This window comes from Streptomyces sp. NPDC079020 (assembly GCF_044542225.1).
GTDB lineage: Bacteria > Actinomycetota > Actinomycetes > Streptomycetales > Streptomycetaceae > Streptomyces.
This window is the reverse complement of record NZ_JBITUB010000013.1, coordinates 222,527-239,173: the sequence shown is the minus strand read 5'-3', so window position 1 is coordinate 239,173 and position 16,647 is coordinate 222,527. Positions and strand designations below refer to the sequence as shown.

Sequence of the window (16,647 nt, the reverse complement as noted above, 5' to 3'; positions counted from 1 at the left end):
GACTCTTTCGTGTCCGATTCCCGGTCGAAGCGGGTCAAACGATTTTTGCTTTCCAGTTCTTCGCTTTCGCGTTTCCCTTTCCGGCGAGTCCGACTCTATCAGATCCTTTCGGGCCTGATTCCCAGTCAGCGGGGTTTGTCTTCCCGGCTGTTGGGCCGTTCCGACGAGTGAGACTTTAGCGGAATCCTGGGCTCCGACGCTAATCGGGGTGCGTTCCTTCGAACACGGATTCCTCATTTCGCGAATGCGCACGAAAAACAGTGCGACACGGAGTCGCTCGCTTGTCGTGGTTACTGCGGAATGGCTGTCCGGGGACCGACCGGGGTCGGCGCTCACGTCGGACAACTCGGAGCACACTACGGATCCGGGGTAGGTGTGTCAACCCCGGGCCTGGAGGGTGCCGACCGGAAGGCCAGGCGGTAGGCGCGGGGGCTGGTGGAGAGGTGGGCCGCGAAGTGCTGGCGCATGGTGATCTCGCTGCCGAAGCCCGTGCGGCGGGCCACCTCGGGGAGGGGGTGGTCGGTGCGTTCCAGGAGCTTCTGAGCTGCGGCGATGCGCTGGGTGATCAGCCAGCGCAGCGGGGGCGTGCCGGTGGTGGCCTGGAAGTGGCGGGCGAAGGAGCGCGGAGACATGCCGGCGCGGGCGGCGAGAGTGGCGACCGTGTGGGGTTCCGCCAGACGGGTCAGGGCGTACGCGCGTACCGAGGCGAGGGTGTCGGCGTCGCGGTCGGCGTGCGGGGTGGGGTGCTCGATGAACTGGGCCTGGGTTCCGGTGCGGAACGGGGCGGTGACCATCGAGCGGGCGATCGCCGCCGCCGCTTCGGCACCCTGGGTCGTGCGGACGAGGTGGAGACAGAGGTCGATTCCGGCCGCCGTGCCCGCGGACGTCCAGAGGTTGTCGTCGTGGAGGAACAGGGCGTCCGGGACGACGGTGACATGGGGGTGGTGGAGGCGCAGGAGATCGGTGAGGTTCCAGTGGGTGACCGCCCGGCGGCCGTCGAGGAGCCCGGCCTGGGCGAGGGTGAACGCTCCCCCGCAGAGGGCGGCGATCGGAGTGCCTCTGTTGTGGGCCCGTCGCAGCGCTTCGAGGACCGGCGCCGGGGCCGGGGTCAGATGGTCGTCCAGCCCGGGGATCACGATCAGGTCGGCCCGGGACAGCCAGGCCAGGGTGCGGTCGGGGGTCAGGGCGAGACCCCCGCGCAGGGGGATCGGGGCCTGGTCGGCGGCGGTTCGGCGCAGGTCGAAGGCGGGCACCCCGCGGTCGGTGCGGTCCACTCCCCATACCTCCGTGATGACGGAGACGTCGAAGGCCCGGATGCCGGGGAACGCCACGAGTGCGATGCGCATCATGGCAGTAAACCATCGGTCGATGACTTTTGTTCGTCTGGGCGGTGAGGGCCGGGCGGCGGAGGATGGCGGTATGGAGATCACGGAGAACGCGGCGCTGGTTGTGGTGGACGTCCAGGAGGGGTTCGAGGAGGAGGCGTACTGGGGTGCCCGGAACAACCCGGACGCGGACCGGAACATCGCGGCGTTGATCGACGCGTGGCAGGCGAGCGGGCGGCCCGTCGTCTTCGTACGGCATGACTCGGACAAGCCCGATTCGCCGCTGCGGCCCGGCTACGCGGGCAACGACTTCAAGCCGTATGTGGAGGAGCGGCGCGGCAAGGGGCGCGGGGATGAGCTGTTCGTGACGAAGTCGGTGAACTCCGCCTTCTACGGGACGCCCGATCTGGATACCTGGCTGCGGGAGGCAGGGGTGCGGCAGATCGTGGTGGCCGGGATCCAGACCAATATGTGCGCGGAGACCACGGCGCGGATGGCCGGGAACCTGGGGTACGGGGTGTTCTTCCCGCTGGACGCGACGTACACGTTCGACGGGGTCGGGCCCTGGGGGTGGACGCTCGGCGCGGAGGAGTTGGCGCGTGCCACCGCCGTGTCCTTGCACGGCGGTGGGTTCGCGCGGGTCGTGGGGAGCCGGGAGCTGGTGGCCGCAGTGTCGGCCTGACGGACGGGCCGGGCCGGCGGCCGGTGTCCCGGCGGCTGTCAGCCGTTGCCGGAGGCCAGCTCGCGGCTGCGGTCGCGGGCCGCCTCCAGGGCGGCGATGAGCGCGGCGCGCACTCCGTGGTTCTCCAGTTCACGGATGGCGCTGATGGTGGTGCCGGCCGGGCTGGTGACGGCCTCGCGGAGCTTGACCGGGTGTTCGCCGCTGTCGCGGAGCATGACCGCGGCGCCGATGGCCGCCTGGACGATGAGGTCGTGGGCCTGGGCTCGGGGCAGGCCCAGGAGGATGCCCGCGTCGGTCATCGCCTCGACGAGGAAGTAGAAGTACGCCGGCCCGGAGCCGGAGAGCGCGGTGGCCGCGTCCTGCTGGGACTCCGGGACCCGGAGGGTCTTGCCGACCCCGCCGAAGATCTCCTCGGCGGTGGTGAGGTGCGCGGTGGTGGCGTGGCTGCCGGCCGAGATGACGGACATGCCCTCGTCGACGAGGACGGGGGTGTTGGGCATGACGCGGACCACGGGGGTGTCGGCGGTCAGGCGGTCCTCGATGAACGCGGTCGTGATGCCCGCGGCGGCGCTGATCACCAGCCGGTCGGCGGTGACGTGGGGGGTGAGTTCGTCCAGGAGCCTGCCCATGTCCTGGGGCTTGACCGCGAGGATGAGGATGTCGGCGCTCTTGGCGGCTTCGGCGTTGGTGACGGACTCGACGCCGTACCGCGTGCGGAGCTCCTCCGCGCGCTCGGAGCGGCGGGTGGTCACCAGCAGGTCGGCGGGGCGCCAGCCCGCCCGGATCATGCCGCTGAGCAGGGCCTCGCCGATCTTGCCGGTGCCGAGGACTGCGACTGTCTGGGTCATGCGTTCACCCTCCGGGCGGTGCTCTGTGCTGGTCGGTCGTCCTCGTCATCCTTGCACCGGTGGTTCAGGCCGTGCGGCGGCGGAGGGTGGCCGCGCCCAGACAGAGGACGAGGAGCGCTGAGCCCGCGACGACGGCGATGTCGCGGACGAAGTCCGCGGTGATGTCCGTGTGGCGCAGGACCTGGTTCATGCCGTCGACGGCGTACGACATGGGCAGTACGTCGGAGATCGTTTCGAGCACGGGGTGCATCCGGTCGCGCGGGGTGAACAGGCCGCAGAGCAGGAGCTGCGGGAAGATCACCGCCGGCATGAACTGGACCGCCTGGAACTCGGAGGCCGCGAACGCCGAGACGAACAGACCGAGCGCCGTCCCCAGGAGCGCGTCGAGCAGCGCGACCAGGAGCAGCAGCCACGGTGAGCCGATGACGTCCAGGCCCAGTAGGCCCACGGAGAGCGCGGTGGCCAGCACGGACTGGGCGACGGCCACGCCGCCGAACGCGAGGGCGTAGCCCGCGATCAGGTCGCCCTTGCCGAGCGGCATGGCGAGAAGGCGTTCGAGGGTGCCCGAGGTGCGTTCGCGCAGGGTGGCGATCGAGGTCACCAGGAACATCGTGATGAGCGGGAAGATGCCGAGCAGCGAGGCGCCGATGGAGTCGAAGGTCCGCGGACTGCCGTCGAAGACGTACCGGAGCAGCGTGATCATCAGGACGGGGACGAGGAGCAGCAGGGCGACGGTGCGCGGGTCGTGGCGGAGCTGGCGCAGGACCCGGGCGGCGGTGGCGGTCGTACGGGCCGGGGTCAGGAAGCGGGAGGGGGCCGCTGGGTGGATGTGGAGTGCGGCGTGGGCAGGGGGTGCGGGGTGGACAGGGGGTGCGGGGTGGGCGGGGGTCATGGGGTGGCCTCCCTGCTGGGGGCGGTCGCGGCTGCCTCGTCGACCAGGTGGAGGAAGGCTTCCCCGACGGTCTCCGAGCCGGTGCGGCGGCACAGGTCCTCGGGTGTGCCCGAGGCGAGGATCCCGCCCTCGCGCATCAGCAGCAGGCGGTGGCAGCGTTCGGCCTCGTCCATGACATGGGAGGAGACCAGGAGCGTGGTGCCCCGGTCGGCGGCGAGGGCGTGGAAGAGGTTCCACAGGTCGCGGCGGAGTACGGGGTCGAGGCCGACGGTCGGTTCGTCGAGGACCAGGAGTTCGGGCATGCCCAGCAGGGCGACAGCGAGGGAGACGCGGCTCAGCTGGCCGCCGGAGAGGGTGCCGGCCAGGGCGTCGGTACGGGTGGTGAGGTCGACGTCCCGGATGGCCCGGGTGACGGCTTCCCGCCGGGCTTCGCGCCGGGAGCGGCCGGGCTGGAGGACGGCCGCGAAGTAGTCGAGGTTCTGCCGGACGGTGAGGTCGGTGTACACGGACGGCGCCTGGGTGACATACCCGATACGAGGGCGCAGCGCGGGGTGTCCGGCGGGCAGGCCGAGGACGTCGAGCGTGCCGGTGGCCTTGGCCTGGGTGCCGACCACGGCGCGCATCAGCGTGGATTTGCCGCAGCCGGAGGGGCCGAGGAGGCCGGTGATCCTGCCGGGTTCGACGGTGAAGCCGAGGTCACGCAGCACGGTGCGGTCGCCGCGTACGACGGTGAGGGAGCGGGCTTCCACGGCGGGGGGAGCGTGAGCCGGTGCACGAGCCGCTGCCGGTTGCGCCGTCGGCGCCCGTTCCGCGGCGGGTGCCGGTTCCGGCTCCGGGCCTGGGTCCGGGTCCGGCTCCTCGTCCCGCGCGTAATTCGCCATGTGGTGAATTTTGGGTCCGGCGGTTCTCCCCCGTCAAGGCATCGCACGGGGCGTCGCGGAGAAGTCAGCGGTTCTTGGGCCGCTTGCCCTTGGCCGCGCGGCGGGCCGCCGGGTTCCCGGTGCGCGACGAGCGGCGCTTCGCGTACTGGGCGGCGGCGGTCTCGTACTCCGTGCGCCGGAGCTTCTCGCCGGGCGCCTCCCGCAGCGAGCGGAAGAAATACGCCAGCAGCGAGCCGATGAAGCCGATCGACTTGAGGCCGCGGAGATTGTCCTCACGGCCCGGGTCCGCCGGGCGGGCGCCGAAGCCTTCCCAGGTCTTGCGGAAGGCGATGGCGCTGCAGATGCCGAACATCAGGATGACCAGCATCCCGACGAAGCTGCCGACCTCCGCGATCTCCAGGCCCTGGTAGGCGAAGCGGAGCACGAAGCAGGCGGCGACCGCCGCGGCGAGCGAGCCGGCCGCGACGCCGACGCGCCGCAGCCCGTAACCCCCGTCGTGGTCGACCCAGGTCGTACCGAAGAAACGGATGGGCTCGGGCTGCGGGCCGGTTGCTTCACTGTTCTCGCTCACGGGGTCGATTATCCCCGGGCGGCCGGTTTCAGTCGCAGCGCGGCGCGACGTAGCCGTCGCTGCCGGTGTGGACGTAGACGTCCGCGACGAACTGTCCGTTGGCGATGTTGTCCCAGAGGTTCGACGTGCCGTACGGGCCGGTGACCCGCTCCCCCGGCTTCTGGCAGTAGATCGGGACCTTCATCCCGTACGGGAGGGTCCGGACGATCCGGTAGTTGGTCCCCGGTCCCACCCGGACGTTGACGCGGTAGCCGGGTGCGATCGGGTACTTGGCCAGATCGTCGGAGGCCGCCTCGACGGCGGCCGCCCCGTCCGTGCCGGCCGCCGCTTCCACCGCCACGTCCACCGCCGTATCCACCGCGGTCGTGCTCTGCTCTTCAACGCCCATGAGGGCCTCCCCCGTTGAGAAACGATGACTACGACGCGCAGGCTAACAAGCCCCACGCCGCTCGTACGCACCATCGACTAGGCTCCGTGCGTCGCGCTTGCGGACGAACACACGGGGGTGGGCGATGCCGCCGCTGCGAGAGACCGGAGCCAATCCGGAAGCGGAGCATCCGGAGTACGCCGGAACGTACCGGCTGGAGGCATGTCTCGGATCGGGCGGCATGGGTGTCGTGCATCTGGCGCGCTCCGCCTCGGGGCTCCAGCTGGCGGTCAAGGTGGTGCACGGGCCGTATGCGGCGGACCCCGAGTTCCGGGCGCGTTTCCGGCAGGAGGTGGCGGCCGCGCGCCGGGTGAGCGGGGCATTCACCGCACCGGTCGTCGACGCCGATCCGGCAGCCGTACGCCCGTGGATGGCCACCCTCTACGTGCCCGGCCCCACCCTCGCCGAACAGGTGAAGCGGAACGGGCCCCTGGCTCCCGCCGAGCTGCGCCGACTGACCGCCGGGCTCGCCGAGGCGCTGCGCGACATCCACCGGGCCGGGGTCATCCACCGCGATCTCAAGCCGAGCAACGTCCTGCTCTCCGATTCCGGGCCCAAGGTCATCGACTTCGGGATCTCCCGGCCGTACGACAGCGATCTGCGCACCGAGACCGGCAAGCTGATCGGTTCGCCGCCCTATATGGCGCCCGAACAGTTCCAGCGGCCGCGCGAGGTCGGCCCCGCCGCCGATGTGTTCGCGCTGGGGGCCGTGCTGGTCCACGCGGCGACGGGCAGCGGGCCCTTCGACTCGGACAGCCCGTACATCGTGGCCTACCAGGTGGTGCACGACGAGGCGGATCTCGCCGGGGTGCCCGGTGACCTCGCGCCGCTGGTCGGCCGGTGCCTGGCCAAGGACCCGGCCGAACGGCCCACGCCGGACGAGATCATGGCGGCGCTGCACCCCCCGTCGTACGAGGCCGCCGCGTTCATACCCGCGCAGCGCCGGCCGGTGACCGTGGCGGCGGACGACGGGCCCACGACCCATGTACGGGCCGCGCCGCCGGCCGTCCCGCGGCGCAGGCCGCGCGGCCTGCTCGTGGCGGCGGCCGTCGCGCTGGTGGCCGGGGCGGGGGTGGCCGCGTCGGAGCTGTGGGGCGGCACGGCCGGGCCGAAGACCCCGGAGGCCGGGAAGAAGGCCGCCTTCGCGCCGTGGCACACCCCGCTGCGGACCACCGGGAGCGCCACCCCCGCCTGTTCCGCGGACGGGAGCGGCCCGGCCGCCGGTTCCGAGGCCGCTGCGGGCTCGCGTGTCTACTGCGCGGCGGCCGGGGCCGGCACCGCGCGCCTGGACCCGGTGGACGGCCGCGTGCTCTGGTCGGACCCGGCCGCCGCGAGGGGCGCGGCGCGGAAGGCCGACTGGCCGCCCGTGGTCGCGGGCGGTCTCGTGCACAGCGCGGACCCGGGCGGGACCCTGCGCACGTACGACCCCGCCAAGGGCACGCAGGTCCGGGACACGGATGTCTCCGCGTACCCGGACGCCCCGTTCGCGGCGGGCGACACGCTGCTGCTGGTCGCGGACGACGGCACGGTGAAGGCGCTGGACGGCGCGACCGGGAAGGCCCGCTGGGAGCACCCGGTCCGCGGGCACGCGCGCCCCGACTTCGCCGCCTACGACACGGCGTCCGGGCTGGCCTACGCCTTCGAGCACTCGCCCTCCGGCTCGACCACCCTCGTCACCGCCGTCGACGGCGCGAGGGGGAGGACGGCGTGGCAGCGGCGGCTGGACGGGATGCTCACTCCGGCCGGTACCGCCGACGGTTCGCTCGTCCTGACGGCGATGAACGGGGACTCGGAGACCGTCGCGCTCGTCCGTTACGACCCCGACGCCCGCGCCCTGGCCCGTATCGAGCTGCCCTTCCGGCTGAACGATCCGCAGGTGGTGCTGGGCGGCGGCACCGCGTATCTCCTCGCACGGGGAGGAACGCTCCTCGCCATCGACACGGGATCGCGGACGAAGCCCGAACGGTGGCGGCTGGAGACGGGCGTCGGGCGGGCCTCGGCGCCCGTGCTCGGGCCGGGCGAGCAGCTGTACTTCTCCGCGGCGGACGGGCGGCTGCTGGCCGTCGACACCGGGAAGGGCGCACTGGCGGGGCAGACCCCCGCCCGGCTGCGGGAAGGCAGGCTCACCTACGCGTCGGCCCTGCCCGCACCCGTGGTGGCGGGGCGGATCGTGGTGGGTACGGCCCCTGACGGGTCGGTGTTCGCCGTCGACGGGCGGGACCCGCGGAGCTGGTGACCGGGGCGCCGGGCGCGTAGGTACGGGGTATCCGGGACGTCCGGGCGCGAATGTACGGAGAGCTGGCCCCGGGCGCGTATGTATGGAGTGAGCTGGGACCCGGACGCGTATGTACCGAGTGACCCCTGAGACTCGGGCGCGTAGTACCGAGTGACCCCTGGGCCCCGGGCGCGTATGTACAGGGTGAGCTGGGACCCGGACACGTACATACCGAGTGGCCCGGGCTCCCCCGGCACGTGCGGAGGCCTGCTGCCACAGGTGTGTGGCGGCAGGCCTCCGGCGAAGCGCTGTCGGGTGTCCGGTCCTCGGGTCAGCCGAGCTTGGAGACGTCGCGCACGGCGCCCCGGTCCGCGCTCGTCGCCATCGCCGCGTACGCCCGCAGCGCCGCCGAGACCTTGCGCTCGCGGTTCTTCGGGGCGTAGACGCCGTTCAGCGCCTCGCGGCGGGCGGCCAGTTCGGCGTCGGGGACGAGGAGCTCGATGGACCGGTTCGGGATGTCGATCCGGATGCGGTCACCGTCCTCGACGAGTGCGATGGCGCCGCCCGATGCCGCCTCCGGCGACGCGTGGCCGATCGACAGGCCCGACGTACCGCCGGAGAAGCGGCCGTCGGTGACCAGCGCGCAGCTCTTGCCGAGGCCGCGGCCCTTGAGGAACGAGGTCGGGTAGAGCATCTCCTGCATGCCGGGGCCGCCGCGCGGGCCCTCGTAGCGGATGACGACGACGTCGCCCTCCTTGATCTCCTTGCGGAGGATCTTGTCGACGGCCTCTTCCTGCGACTCGCAGACGACCGCCGGGCCCTCGAAGGTCCAGATCGACTCGTCGACGCCGGCCGTCTTCACGACACAGCCGTCCAGAGCGAGGTTGCCCTTGAGGACCGCGAGGCCGCCGTCCTTGGAGTACGCGTGCTCCAGGTCGCGGATGCAGCCGCCCGCGGCGTCCAGGTCGAGGGTGTCCCAGCGCTCGGACTGGGAGAAGGCGGTCGCGGACCGGACACAGCCGGGGGCGGCGTGCCACAGCTCGACGGCTTCCGGCGACGGGGAGCCGCCGCGCACGTCCCAGTTCTTCAGCCACTCCGCGAGGGTGTCGGAGTGCACCGAGTGCACCTCCTCGTTGAGCAGGCCCGCGCGGTGGAGCTCGCCGAGGAGAGCGGGGATGCCGCCCGCCCGGTGGACGTCCTCCATGTAGTACGTACCCCCGGGGGCCACGTTAGGGGCGACCTTCGACAGACAGGGGACGCGGCGCGAGACCTCGTTGATGTCGTCGAGGTCGTAGGCCAGCTCCGCCTCCTGGGCGGCGGCGAGCAGGTGCAGGATCGTGTTGGTCGAGCCGCCCATCGCGATGTCCAGCGCCATCGCGTTGTCGAACGCGGCGCGGGTGCCGATCGCGCGGGGCAGGACCGTCTCGTCGTCCTGCTCGTAATAACGCTTGGTGATCTCCACGACCGTGCGGCCGGCCTCCTCGTACAGCGCCTTACGGGCGGTGTGCGTGGCGAGGACGGAACCGTTGCCGGGGAGGGAGAGGCCGAGGACCTCGGTCAGACAGTTCATCGAGTTGGCGGTGAACATGCCGGAACAGCTGCCGCAGGTGGGGCAGGCGTTCTCCTCGATACGGAGGATGTCCTCGTCGGAGATGCTCTCGTCGACGGCGTCGCTGATCGCGTTGACCAGGTCGAGCTTGCGGACCGTACCGTCGACGAGCGTCGCCTTGCCGGCCTCCATCGGGCCGCCGGAGACGAAGACCGTCGGGATGTTGAGGCGCATGGCGGCCATCAGCATGCCGGGCGTGATCTTGTCGCAGTTGGAGATGCAGATCAGCGCGTCGGCACAGTGCGCCTCGACCATGTACTCGACGGAGTCGGCGATCAGGTCGCGCGACGGGAGGCTGTAGAGCATCCCGTTGTGGCCCATCGCGATGCCGTCGTCCACGGCGATGGTGTTGAACTCGCGGGGCACGGCGCCCGCGGCCTTGATCGCCTCGGAGACGATCCGGCCGACCGGGGCGAGGTGGGTGTGGCCGGGGACGAACTCGGTGAACGAGTTCGCCACCGCGATGATCGGCTTGCCGATGTCCTCGCTCGCTACGCCCGACGCCCGCATAAGGGCGCGGGCGCCCGCCATGTTGCGGCCGTGGGTGACAGTGCGGGACCTCAGCTGCGGCATCGCGCTCGCTCCTTCGACAGAAAAGACTGTCTCCGAGCGTACGCCCCGGCTCCAAGATCTGGACACCATGTCCGGATCCTGGGATGCGTTTCTCACGGCGGGCGGGTGCCGGGAGGGGGGTCAGACCTCCGTGAAATATCTCTGCAGGGTCGGCGCCACCATCCCGATGATCTTCTCCGGGTCCGCCGAGGCCAGCGGCTCCGCCTTGATCACATAGCGCAGGATCGCGATGCCGACCATGTGCGAGGCGGCCAGTTCCGCACGGAAGGTCGGATCGGGTACGTCCAGTTCCGCCGCGATCCGCTCCAGCAGCCGTCGCAGGACGAAGCCGCGCAGGATGCCCGCCGCCGCCTCGTGGGTGAGCGCCGAGCGGATGACCGCCAGGAGCGGGGCCCGGGTGACCGGGTTCTCCCATACGGAGATGAAGTAGCGGGCCAGCCGTTCGCCCAGACCGTCCACCGGGCCGCCGAGCAGCGAGGGGATGACCAGGGCGGGCTCGAAGGAGACCTCGATGGCGGCGGCGAAGACCTCGTCCTTCGTGCCGAAGTAGTGGTGGACCAGCGCGGCGTCGACGTCCGCCGCCTTGGCGATGCCCCGGATCGACGTCTTGTCGTAGCCGCGCTCGGCGAACTCCGTACGGGCCGCTTCGAGGATGCGGGTACGGGCGTCGGGTCCGGTCGCCCCGGCCGTACGGGAGGGGCGGCCGCGGCGGCGGGGGGCGGTCTCCGGCTTCTCCGGCTTCTCGGGCTTCTCGGGCTGCTCGGGCTTCTCCGGCTTCTTCTGTGCCTTCGGCTTCTCGGGCGTCGTCCGTGCGTTCGGCTGCTCGGGGGTGTGCGGGGTCGCCGGTGTCCCTGGCGCTTCCGGCGTCCCGGGCGTCTCTGGTGTCCTGGCCGTCACGTGCGGGGGGCCTGCGCGGACGACGCCAGGTGGAGGCGGGTGAACGCGAGCGCCTCCGCGAGGTCGGCCTCGCGTTCGGCGGAGGACATGGCGCGGCGGGTGTTCACCTCGATGACCACATGGCCGCCGAACGCGGTACGGGCCAGCCGCTCCAGCAGCTCCGCGCAGGGCTGGTCGCCCCGGCCCGGAACCAGGTGCTCGTCCTTGTTGGAGCCCTTGCCGTCGGCGAGGTGGACATGGGCCAGCCGGTCGCCCATCCGGTCCACCATCGCCAGCCCGTCCGTGCGGGCGGTCGCGGTGTGCGAGAGGTCCACCGTGAAGTGGCGGTAGTCGTCGTTCGTGACGTCCCAGTCGGGGGCGTACGCGAGCATCTCGCGGTCCCGGTAGCGCCACGGATACATGTTCTCGACGGCGAACCGCACATCGGTCTCGTCCGCCATGCGCCAGATGCCGGTCACGAAGTCGCGCGCGTAATTGCGCTGCCAACGGAACGGCGGATGGACGACGACGGTCGACGCGCCCAGCTTCTCCGCGGCCGCCCTGGCCCGCTGGAGCTTCACCCAGGGATCGGTGGACCAGACCCGCTGGGTGATGAGGAGGCAGGGTGCGTGCACGGCGAGGATCGGGACCCGGTGGTAGTCCGAGAGCCGGCGCAGCGCCTCGATGTCCTGGCTGACCGGGTCGGTCCAGACCATGACCTCGACCCCGTCGTACCCCAGGCGCGCGGCGATCTCGAAGGCCGTCGCGGTCGACTCCGGATAGACCGAGGCCGTCGACAGGGCGACCTTCGCATCGGGGATGCGCACCACTGGTTCTGCCACTTGGACAGCGTACGGGCAGTGGTACGCCCCGCCGAGGGTCACCGGCGGAAAGTGACCAGGGCCATGAGGTGGGTGGAGCCCCGGCCCGGCGCCCGTACGGCGTCCCGGCGCCGGTGCGGCCGGCCCGGCATCGGTACGGCCGACCGGGCGCCGGTGCGGCCGACGGGCGTCGGTGCGGGCGCGTGGGCGTCGCCGCGGCCGGGCGGGCGTCGCGTCGGCGGACCGGGGTGGTGCCCGCCGCCGCGGCCGGCCGGGCGGGCGGGCGTCGCGTCGGTGGACCGGCCGGGCTCATGGCATCAGCGCAGCGCGGCCTGTTCCGCCGGGAGGTGGTCCAGGCGGCGCAGGATGACGCCCTCGCGCAGCGCCCAGGGGCAGATCTCCAGCTCCTCGACCCCGAACAGGTCCATCGCCCCCTCCGCCACCAGGGCCCCGGCGAGCAGCTGTGCGGCGCGCCCCTCGGAGACCCCGGGCAGCCGGCCCCGCTCCTCGACGGTCATCGCCGCCAGTTTCGGCACCCAGTCCTCCAGGGCCTTGCGGCTGAGGGAGCGCTGTACGTACAGCCCCTCGGTGGAACGTGCGGCGCCCGCGATCCTGGCGAGCTGCTTGAAGGTCTTGGAGGTGGCGACGACATGGTCGGGGCGGCCGAGGCGGGTGAACTCGCCGACGCTCCTGGCGATCCTGGCGCGCACATGGCGGCGCAGCGCCTTCACCTCCGCCGGGTCCGCCGGGTCGGCCGGCAGCCAGGCCGCGCTGAGGCGCCCGGCGCCGAGGGGCAGGGACACCGCGGCGTCGGGCTCCTCGTCGATGCCGAACGCGATCTCCAGGGAACCGCCGCCGATGTCCAGGACCAGCAGTTTCCCGGCCGACCAGCCGAACCACCGGCGCGCGGCGAGGAAGGTGAGCCGGGCCTCCTCCTCACCGCTGAGGACGGCGAGGTCGACGCCGGTCTCGTCGCGTACCCGGGCCAGCACCCCGTCCGCGTTGGTCGCCTCGCGCACCGCGGACGTGGCGAACGCCAGGACGTCCTCGCACCCCTTGTCCTCGGCGGCCTGGACCGCCCCGGCGATGGTCGACACCAGCCGGTCCACGCCCAAGGGGCCGATGGATCCGTCCGTGTCGAGGAGTTCGGCCAGCCGAAGCTCCGCCTTGTGCGAGTGCGCGGGCAGCGGGCGGGCGCCGGGGTGGGCGTCCACCACCAGCAGATGAACCGTGTTCGACCCCACGTCGAGGACTCCGAGTCTCATACCGGAACGCTACTGCGGCCATGGACCGGGACCGACCGGCCCCTGGGAGAAGGGCGGAGGAGCGGGGCCGGGCGTCCGGGAGAAAACCGTGGTGGGTGACCGTGCCGCCGCGGATGCGCGGGCCCGGCCCCGCGACGCCGCCACCCACGCGCCGGTCCGTCTTACTCTTGGCACGTGTCAAAGACGAAAAAGGCGAAGCCGGGCAAAGCCACGAAGAAGCAGAAGACGAACCGGGAGACACAGCAGCCGGAAAAGAACGGACGGAACGGTTCCGACGAGAAGGGCCTCGACTTCGCGCGGGCCTGGGTGGAGTTCCCCGACCCGGCGGACGACGAGCAGGTCTTCCGCTGCGATCTGACCTGGCTGACCTCCAGGTGGTCCTGCATCTTCGGCAGCGGCTGCCAGGGCATCCAGGCGGGCCGCGCCGACGACGGGTGCTGCACGCTGGGCGCGCACTTCTCCGACAAGGACGACGAGAAGCGGGTGGCCGGCCATGTCGCGCGGCTGACACCGGAGTTGTGGCAGTTCCACGATGTCGGCACGGAGACGGGCTGGGTGGGTGTCGACGAGGACGGCGAGCGCCAGACGCGTCGCTGGGAAGGCTCCTGCATTTTTCAGAACCGGCCCGGTTTCGCGGCCGGGGCGGGCTGTTCGCTGCACATCCTGGCGCTGCGGGAGGGCAAGGACCCTCTCGAAACGAAGCCCGACGTGTGCTGGCAGCTGCCGATCCGGCGTACGTACGACTGGATCGACCGGCCCGACGACACACGTGTGCTCCAGGTCTCGATCGGTGAGTACGACCGCCGGGGCTGGGGTCCCGGCGGTCACGATCTGCACTGGTGGTGCACCTCGGCCACATCGGCGCACGGGGCCGGGGACCCGGTGTACGTCACCTACCGCCCCGAGCTCACCGAGCTGATGGGCAAGAAGGGCTACGGCCGGCTGGTCGAGCTGTGCGAGGAGAGGCTGTCGTCGCTGCTGCCGATGGCGCCGCACCCGGCCGACCCTCCGGCCTGAACGCAGGGTCGCCGGACCGCCCGGCCGGACCGTGCTGCCGGAGCGCGCCGGCGGCCGACCACCCCGGCCGGCGGCGCGCTCCGGCCGACAGCGGTGTCCGGGAACGCGGTCCGGCCAGCCCGGTCCGATAACCCCTTCCGGCCAGCCCGGTCCGGGAACACCGCCCGGCCAGCCCGGTACGTGAGCGCGGTACGGCCAGCCCGGTCCGGGAACACCGCCCGGCCAGCGCGGTCCGGGAGCGGTCAGTCCGTGGAGGCCGGCTCGGACGGGGCGGTGGTCGGCTCGGACGAGCCCGGGGACGTGGGTGTCGGCCCGGTCGTGCCCGGCCCCGGATCCGTGGAATCCGTCGGACCGGGCGTGGGGCCGGTCGGGTCCGTCGGGCCCGGAGTGGGATCGGTGGGGCCGGTGGGGCCCGGGGTGGGACCGGTCGGATCCCTGCCCGGGTCCGTCGGCTTCGTCGTGGGGCGGGCCGGACCCGTCGCGCCACCGTCCGACGGGGAGGCGGCCCCGTACCCCTCGACCATGACCAGGGAGCCCGTCGGGGCGATCCCGATACGCGCGCGCCACGGGCCGGCCGGCGCGGCCGCGTGGTTCACCGAGACCCGGATCGTGACGCTCGCCCCGGCGGCGAGGACGCCCGACGAGCGGCTGAGGCGCAGCCACGGCGCGTCCACCCACGCCGACCAGGTGACGGGTGCGCCGCCGGAGGCGGTCAGGGCGATGGTCGTGACATCGCCCGAGGTCCGCGCGGTGACGTCCAGGCCACCGGGGCCGTGCCGTCCGCCGCCGGAGCTGATCACCTCGGCCGTCACGTCCGGGGAGCCGGAACCGTCCTTGGGCCGGTCGCCGAAGCGGCCCTGGTCGCCGGGCCGGGCGTTGCCCGCGTTCTCGTAATGGTCGTACGGGGTTCCCTCCATGCCTCCCGTGTCGTCCAGCTCGGTCGCGGTGACCGTGGAGCCGTCATGCCCCTCCCCGGTGTGCGGCGCCCCCCGGTAGGCGGCCCACAGGGCGATCACGGGAGCGGCGACGACGGTCGCGACCACGGTGGTCGTCACGACCCGGGCGCGCAGCCGGTCGCGGCGCGCGGCCTGGTCCTTCGGGTCCAGCGGATAGCCCGCGCGGTCGAAGCGCGGGGTGCCCGCCCGGGACCGCTGGGCGTGGACCATGGCGACATGGACGGAGGGGCGGGGCGCCTCGACGACGGGCAGCACGGTCGTGGAGGTGACGGTGGCGCCCGGCCAGGGACCGGCCGCACCGGCGCGTTCGGCGACGAGGCGGCAGCGGGGGCAGTCGTCGACGTGCCGGACGAGCTCGCGGCGCAGCACCGCGGAGAGCAGCACCCGGTGGTCGCCGGTGAGACGGGCGACGGTGGGACAGTCCGCGGTCTCCACGACGGCGAGGGCGGCGCGGGTGCGCTCCACCTCGCAGGCCGCGGCGGCCAGCAGCTCGCGGGCGGTGGCGGGCTCCAGTCCGAGCACCGAGGCCACGGCGCGCGGGGGGAGCCCGTGGCGTACCGAGAGTTCGAGCGCCTCGCGCTGTTCCGGGGTGGTGCCCGCCGCCTCGGGCCAGGCCAGCTGGGCCAGTTCGCGCCGGCGCGCCTCGGCCGCCGGGGACTCGGCGGGGGCCGGGGTGACCGCCTCCTCGGGGGTGGGAGGCGTGTCGGGCGCGTAGGGCGCGGTGGGGCGGGTGGGGATCGCGGGGGCGGTGGGGCCGGTGAGGACCACGGGGGCAGTGGGGGCAGTGGGGCCGGTGAGGACCGCGGAGTCGGTGGGGGCTGCGGGATGGGTGGGGATGGCGGGGGCGGTGGGGATCGCGGGGACGGTGGCCAGGGGGAGGTTGGCGGGAAGGGTGAGATCGATGGGGAGGGTGCGGTCGGCGGGGAGGATGCGGTTGGCGGGAGATGCGCCCGGCGTGGGACCCAGCGTGCGATGACCCGTGTGCGCCCCCGTCCGCGCGGCCGCGGGCCGGGCGCTCCCGGGGCGCGTGCCCTCCGGCGGGGCGCTCTCCGACGGGGCGGGCTTCGGGCGCGCGGAGTTCGGATACGCGGTCCTCGCGCGCTCCGCCCTCGCCTCCTTCGCCGAGTGACGATGGGCCTGGCGGCCGCGCTTCCGCTCGGCCAGCCTGCGCAGGCACATCCACCTGGCCAGCGCGTACAGCCAGGTCTTGCGCTCCTCCTCGCCCGCCGGGCACCGGCTGTCCTCCCGCTCCGCGATCGCCAGGACCGCGCCGAGCGCGTCGGCGGCCGCTTCGTGGTCACAGAGTACGGAGAGGCAGTAGGTGAAAAGGCCGTCGAGGTACTGCTCGTACCATGCGGGCGTTCGCTGTGCCGACGAGTGGGGCGCACGGCGGTGCGCCCGGTGTGCGCCGGTGGTGTGCGTGGGGGTCTCCAGCCTGCTGCTCGTCACCCGGCGACCGTAGGCAGTGGAGGGGAGGCCTTAGTACCCCTTCAGCACTTTTAACCCTTACGGGTGAACGTATCCCTCGAAAGGGGACAGGAATCACAGATTCCGCTCTGAGCGCCCCCTCGCGCCCCCGGCCCTGGCAGCCCGGCCGCACCCGCCGCGGCCGGGCTGCCGTACCCGCGCCGGCGGACTTCCGCACCGGCCCCGGACCGGGCTGTCGTACCTCCCCTATACGGTGACGCC

General features: G+C 72.7%; 14 protein-coding genes. 3 read left to right on the top strand and 11 right to left on the bottom strand.

Annotated elements, in window-relative coordinates:
• Positions 1 to 356 precede the first annotated feature (356 nt).
• A complete protein-coding gene (locus tag ACIGJO_RS26465; protein ID WP_399962083.1) occupies positions 357 to 1,346 on the bottom strand; it encodes a GlxA family transcriptional regulator in 990 nt (329 codons plus the stop codon).
• Between the two features lie 73 nt (positions 1,347 to 1,419).
• Here ACIGJO_RS26465 and ACIGJO_RS26460 point away from each other — a divergent pair, with 73 nt between their 5' ends.
• Positions 1,420 to 2,007: a cysteine hydrolase family protein gene (locus ACIGJO_RS26460; RefSeq protein WP_399962115.1), complete on the top strand. Its 588-nt coding sequence runs from the start codon at positions 1,420 to 1,422 to the stop codon at positions 2,005 to 2,007.
• A 38-nt stretch (positions 2,008 to 2,045) separates the two neighbouring features.
• On the opposite strand, the gene proC is transcribed toward ACIGJO_RS26460, so the two are convergent.
• The 5 genes from proC to ACIGJO_RS26435 all read right to left on the bottom strand — a co-directional run bounded on the left by proC (position 2,046) and on the right by ACIGJO_RS26435 (position 5,587).
• Positions 2,046 to 2,855 carry a pyrroline-5-carboxylate reductase gene (gene proC, locus ACIGJO_RS26455; RefSeq protein ID WP_399962081.1) on the bottom strand — a complete coding sequence of 270 codons (810 nt, stop codon included), beginning with the start codon at positions 2,853 to 2,855 and terminating at the stop codon, positions 2,046 to 2,048.
• Positions 2,856 to 2,919: 64 nt separating this feature from the next.
• A complete protein-coding gene (locus tag ACIGJO_RS26450) occupies positions 2,920 to 3,747 on the bottom strand; it encodes an ABC transporter permease (RefSeq protein ID WP_399962079.1) in 828 nt (275 codons plus the stop codon).
• Positions 3,744 to 4,628, bottom strand: a complete 885-nt coding sequence (locus tag ACIGJO_RS26445; protein ID WP_399962077.1) for an ABC transporter ATP-binding protein — start codon at positions 4,626 to 4,628, stop codon at positions 3,744 to 3,746. The genes ACIGJO_RS26450 and ACIGJO_RS26445 overlap by 4 nt, the downstream gene beginning before the upstream one ends.
• Before the next feature lie 64 nt (positions 4,629 to 4,692).
• Positions 4,693 to 5,199 carry a hypothetical protein gene (locus tag ACIGJO_RS26440; protein ID WP_399962075.1) on the bottom strand — a complete coding sequence of 169 codons (507 nt, stop codon included), beginning with the start codon at positions 5,197 to 5,199 and terminating at the stop codon, positions 4,693 to 4,695.
• A 28-nt stretch (positions 5,200 to 5,227) separates the two neighbouring features.
• Positions 5,228 to 5,587: an SH3 domain-containing protein gene (locus ACIGJO_RS26435; protein WP_399962072.1), complete on the bottom strand. Its 360-nt coding sequence runs from the start codon at positions 5,585 to 5,587 to the stop codon at positions 5,228 to 5,230.
• 124 nt (positions 5,588 to 5,711) lie between these two features.
• On the opposite strand from ACIGJO_RS26435, the gene ACIGJO_RS26430 reads away from it, so the two are divergent.
• Positions 5,712 to 7,862, top strand: a complete 2,151-nt coding sequence (locus ACIGJO_RS26430; RefSeq protein WP_399962070.1) for a protein kinase — start codon at positions 5,712 to 5,714, stop codon at positions 7,860 to 7,862.
• 310 nt (positions 7,863 to 8,172) lie between these two features.
• On the opposite strand, the gene ilvD is transcribed toward ACIGJO_RS26430, so the two are convergent.
• The 4 genes from ilvD to ACIGJO_RS26410 form a co-directional block, all read right to left on the bottom strand.
• A complete protein-coding gene (gene ilvD / locus ACIGJO_RS26425; RefSeq protein ID WP_399962067.1) occupies positions 8,173 to 10,023 on the bottom strand; it encodes a dihydroxy-acid dehydratase in 1,851 nt (616 codons plus the stop codon).
• Between the two features lie 120 nt (positions 10,024 to 10,143).
• Positions 10,144 to 10,920: a TetR family transcriptional regulator gene (locus ACIGJO_RS26420; RefSeq protein ID WP_399962065.1), complete on the bottom strand. Its 777-nt coding sequence runs from the start codon at positions 10,918 to 10,920 to the stop codon at positions 10,144 to 10,146.
• The gene (locus ACIGJO_RS26415) at positions 10,917 to 11,729 is read right to left on the bottom strand and encodes a sugar phosphate isomerase/epimerase family protein (protein WP_399962113.1); all 813 of its coding nucleotides are present in this window, start codon (positions 11,727 to 11,729) and stop codon (positions 10,917 to 10,919) included. The genes ACIGJO_RS26420 and ACIGJO_RS26415 overlap by 4 nt, the downstream gene beginning before the upstream one ends.
• A gap of 308 nt (positions 11,730 to 12,037) precedes the next feature.
• On the bottom strand, positions 12,038 to 12,985 hold the full coding sequence (locus ACIGJO_RS26410; protein WP_399962063.1) for a Ppx/GppA family phosphatase: 948 nt from the start codon (positions 12,983 to 12,985) through the stop codon (positions 12,038 to 12,040).
• A 174-nt stretch (positions 12,986 to 13,159) separates the two neighbouring features.
• Here ACIGJO_RS26410 and ACIGJO_RS26405 point away from each other — a divergent pair, with 174 nt between their 5' ends.
• Positions 13,160 to 14,002 carry a hypothetical protein gene (locus ACIGJO_RS26405; protein ID WP_399962061.1) on the top strand — a complete coding sequence of 281 codons (843 nt, stop codon included), beginning with the start codon at positions 13,160 to 13,162 and terminating at the stop codon, positions 14,000 to 14,002.
• Positions 14,003 to 14,244: 242 nt separating this feature from the next.
• Here the strand turns inward: ACIGJO_RS26405 and ACIGJO_RS26400 are convergent, their stop codons facing one another.
• Positions 14,245 to 16,407, bottom strand: a complete 2,163-nt coding sequence (locus ACIGJO_RS26400; protein ID WP_399962059.1) for a hypothetical protein — start codon at positions 16,405 to 16,407, stop codon at positions 14,245 to 14,247.
• Positions 16,408 to 16,647: the final 240 nt, after the last annotated feature.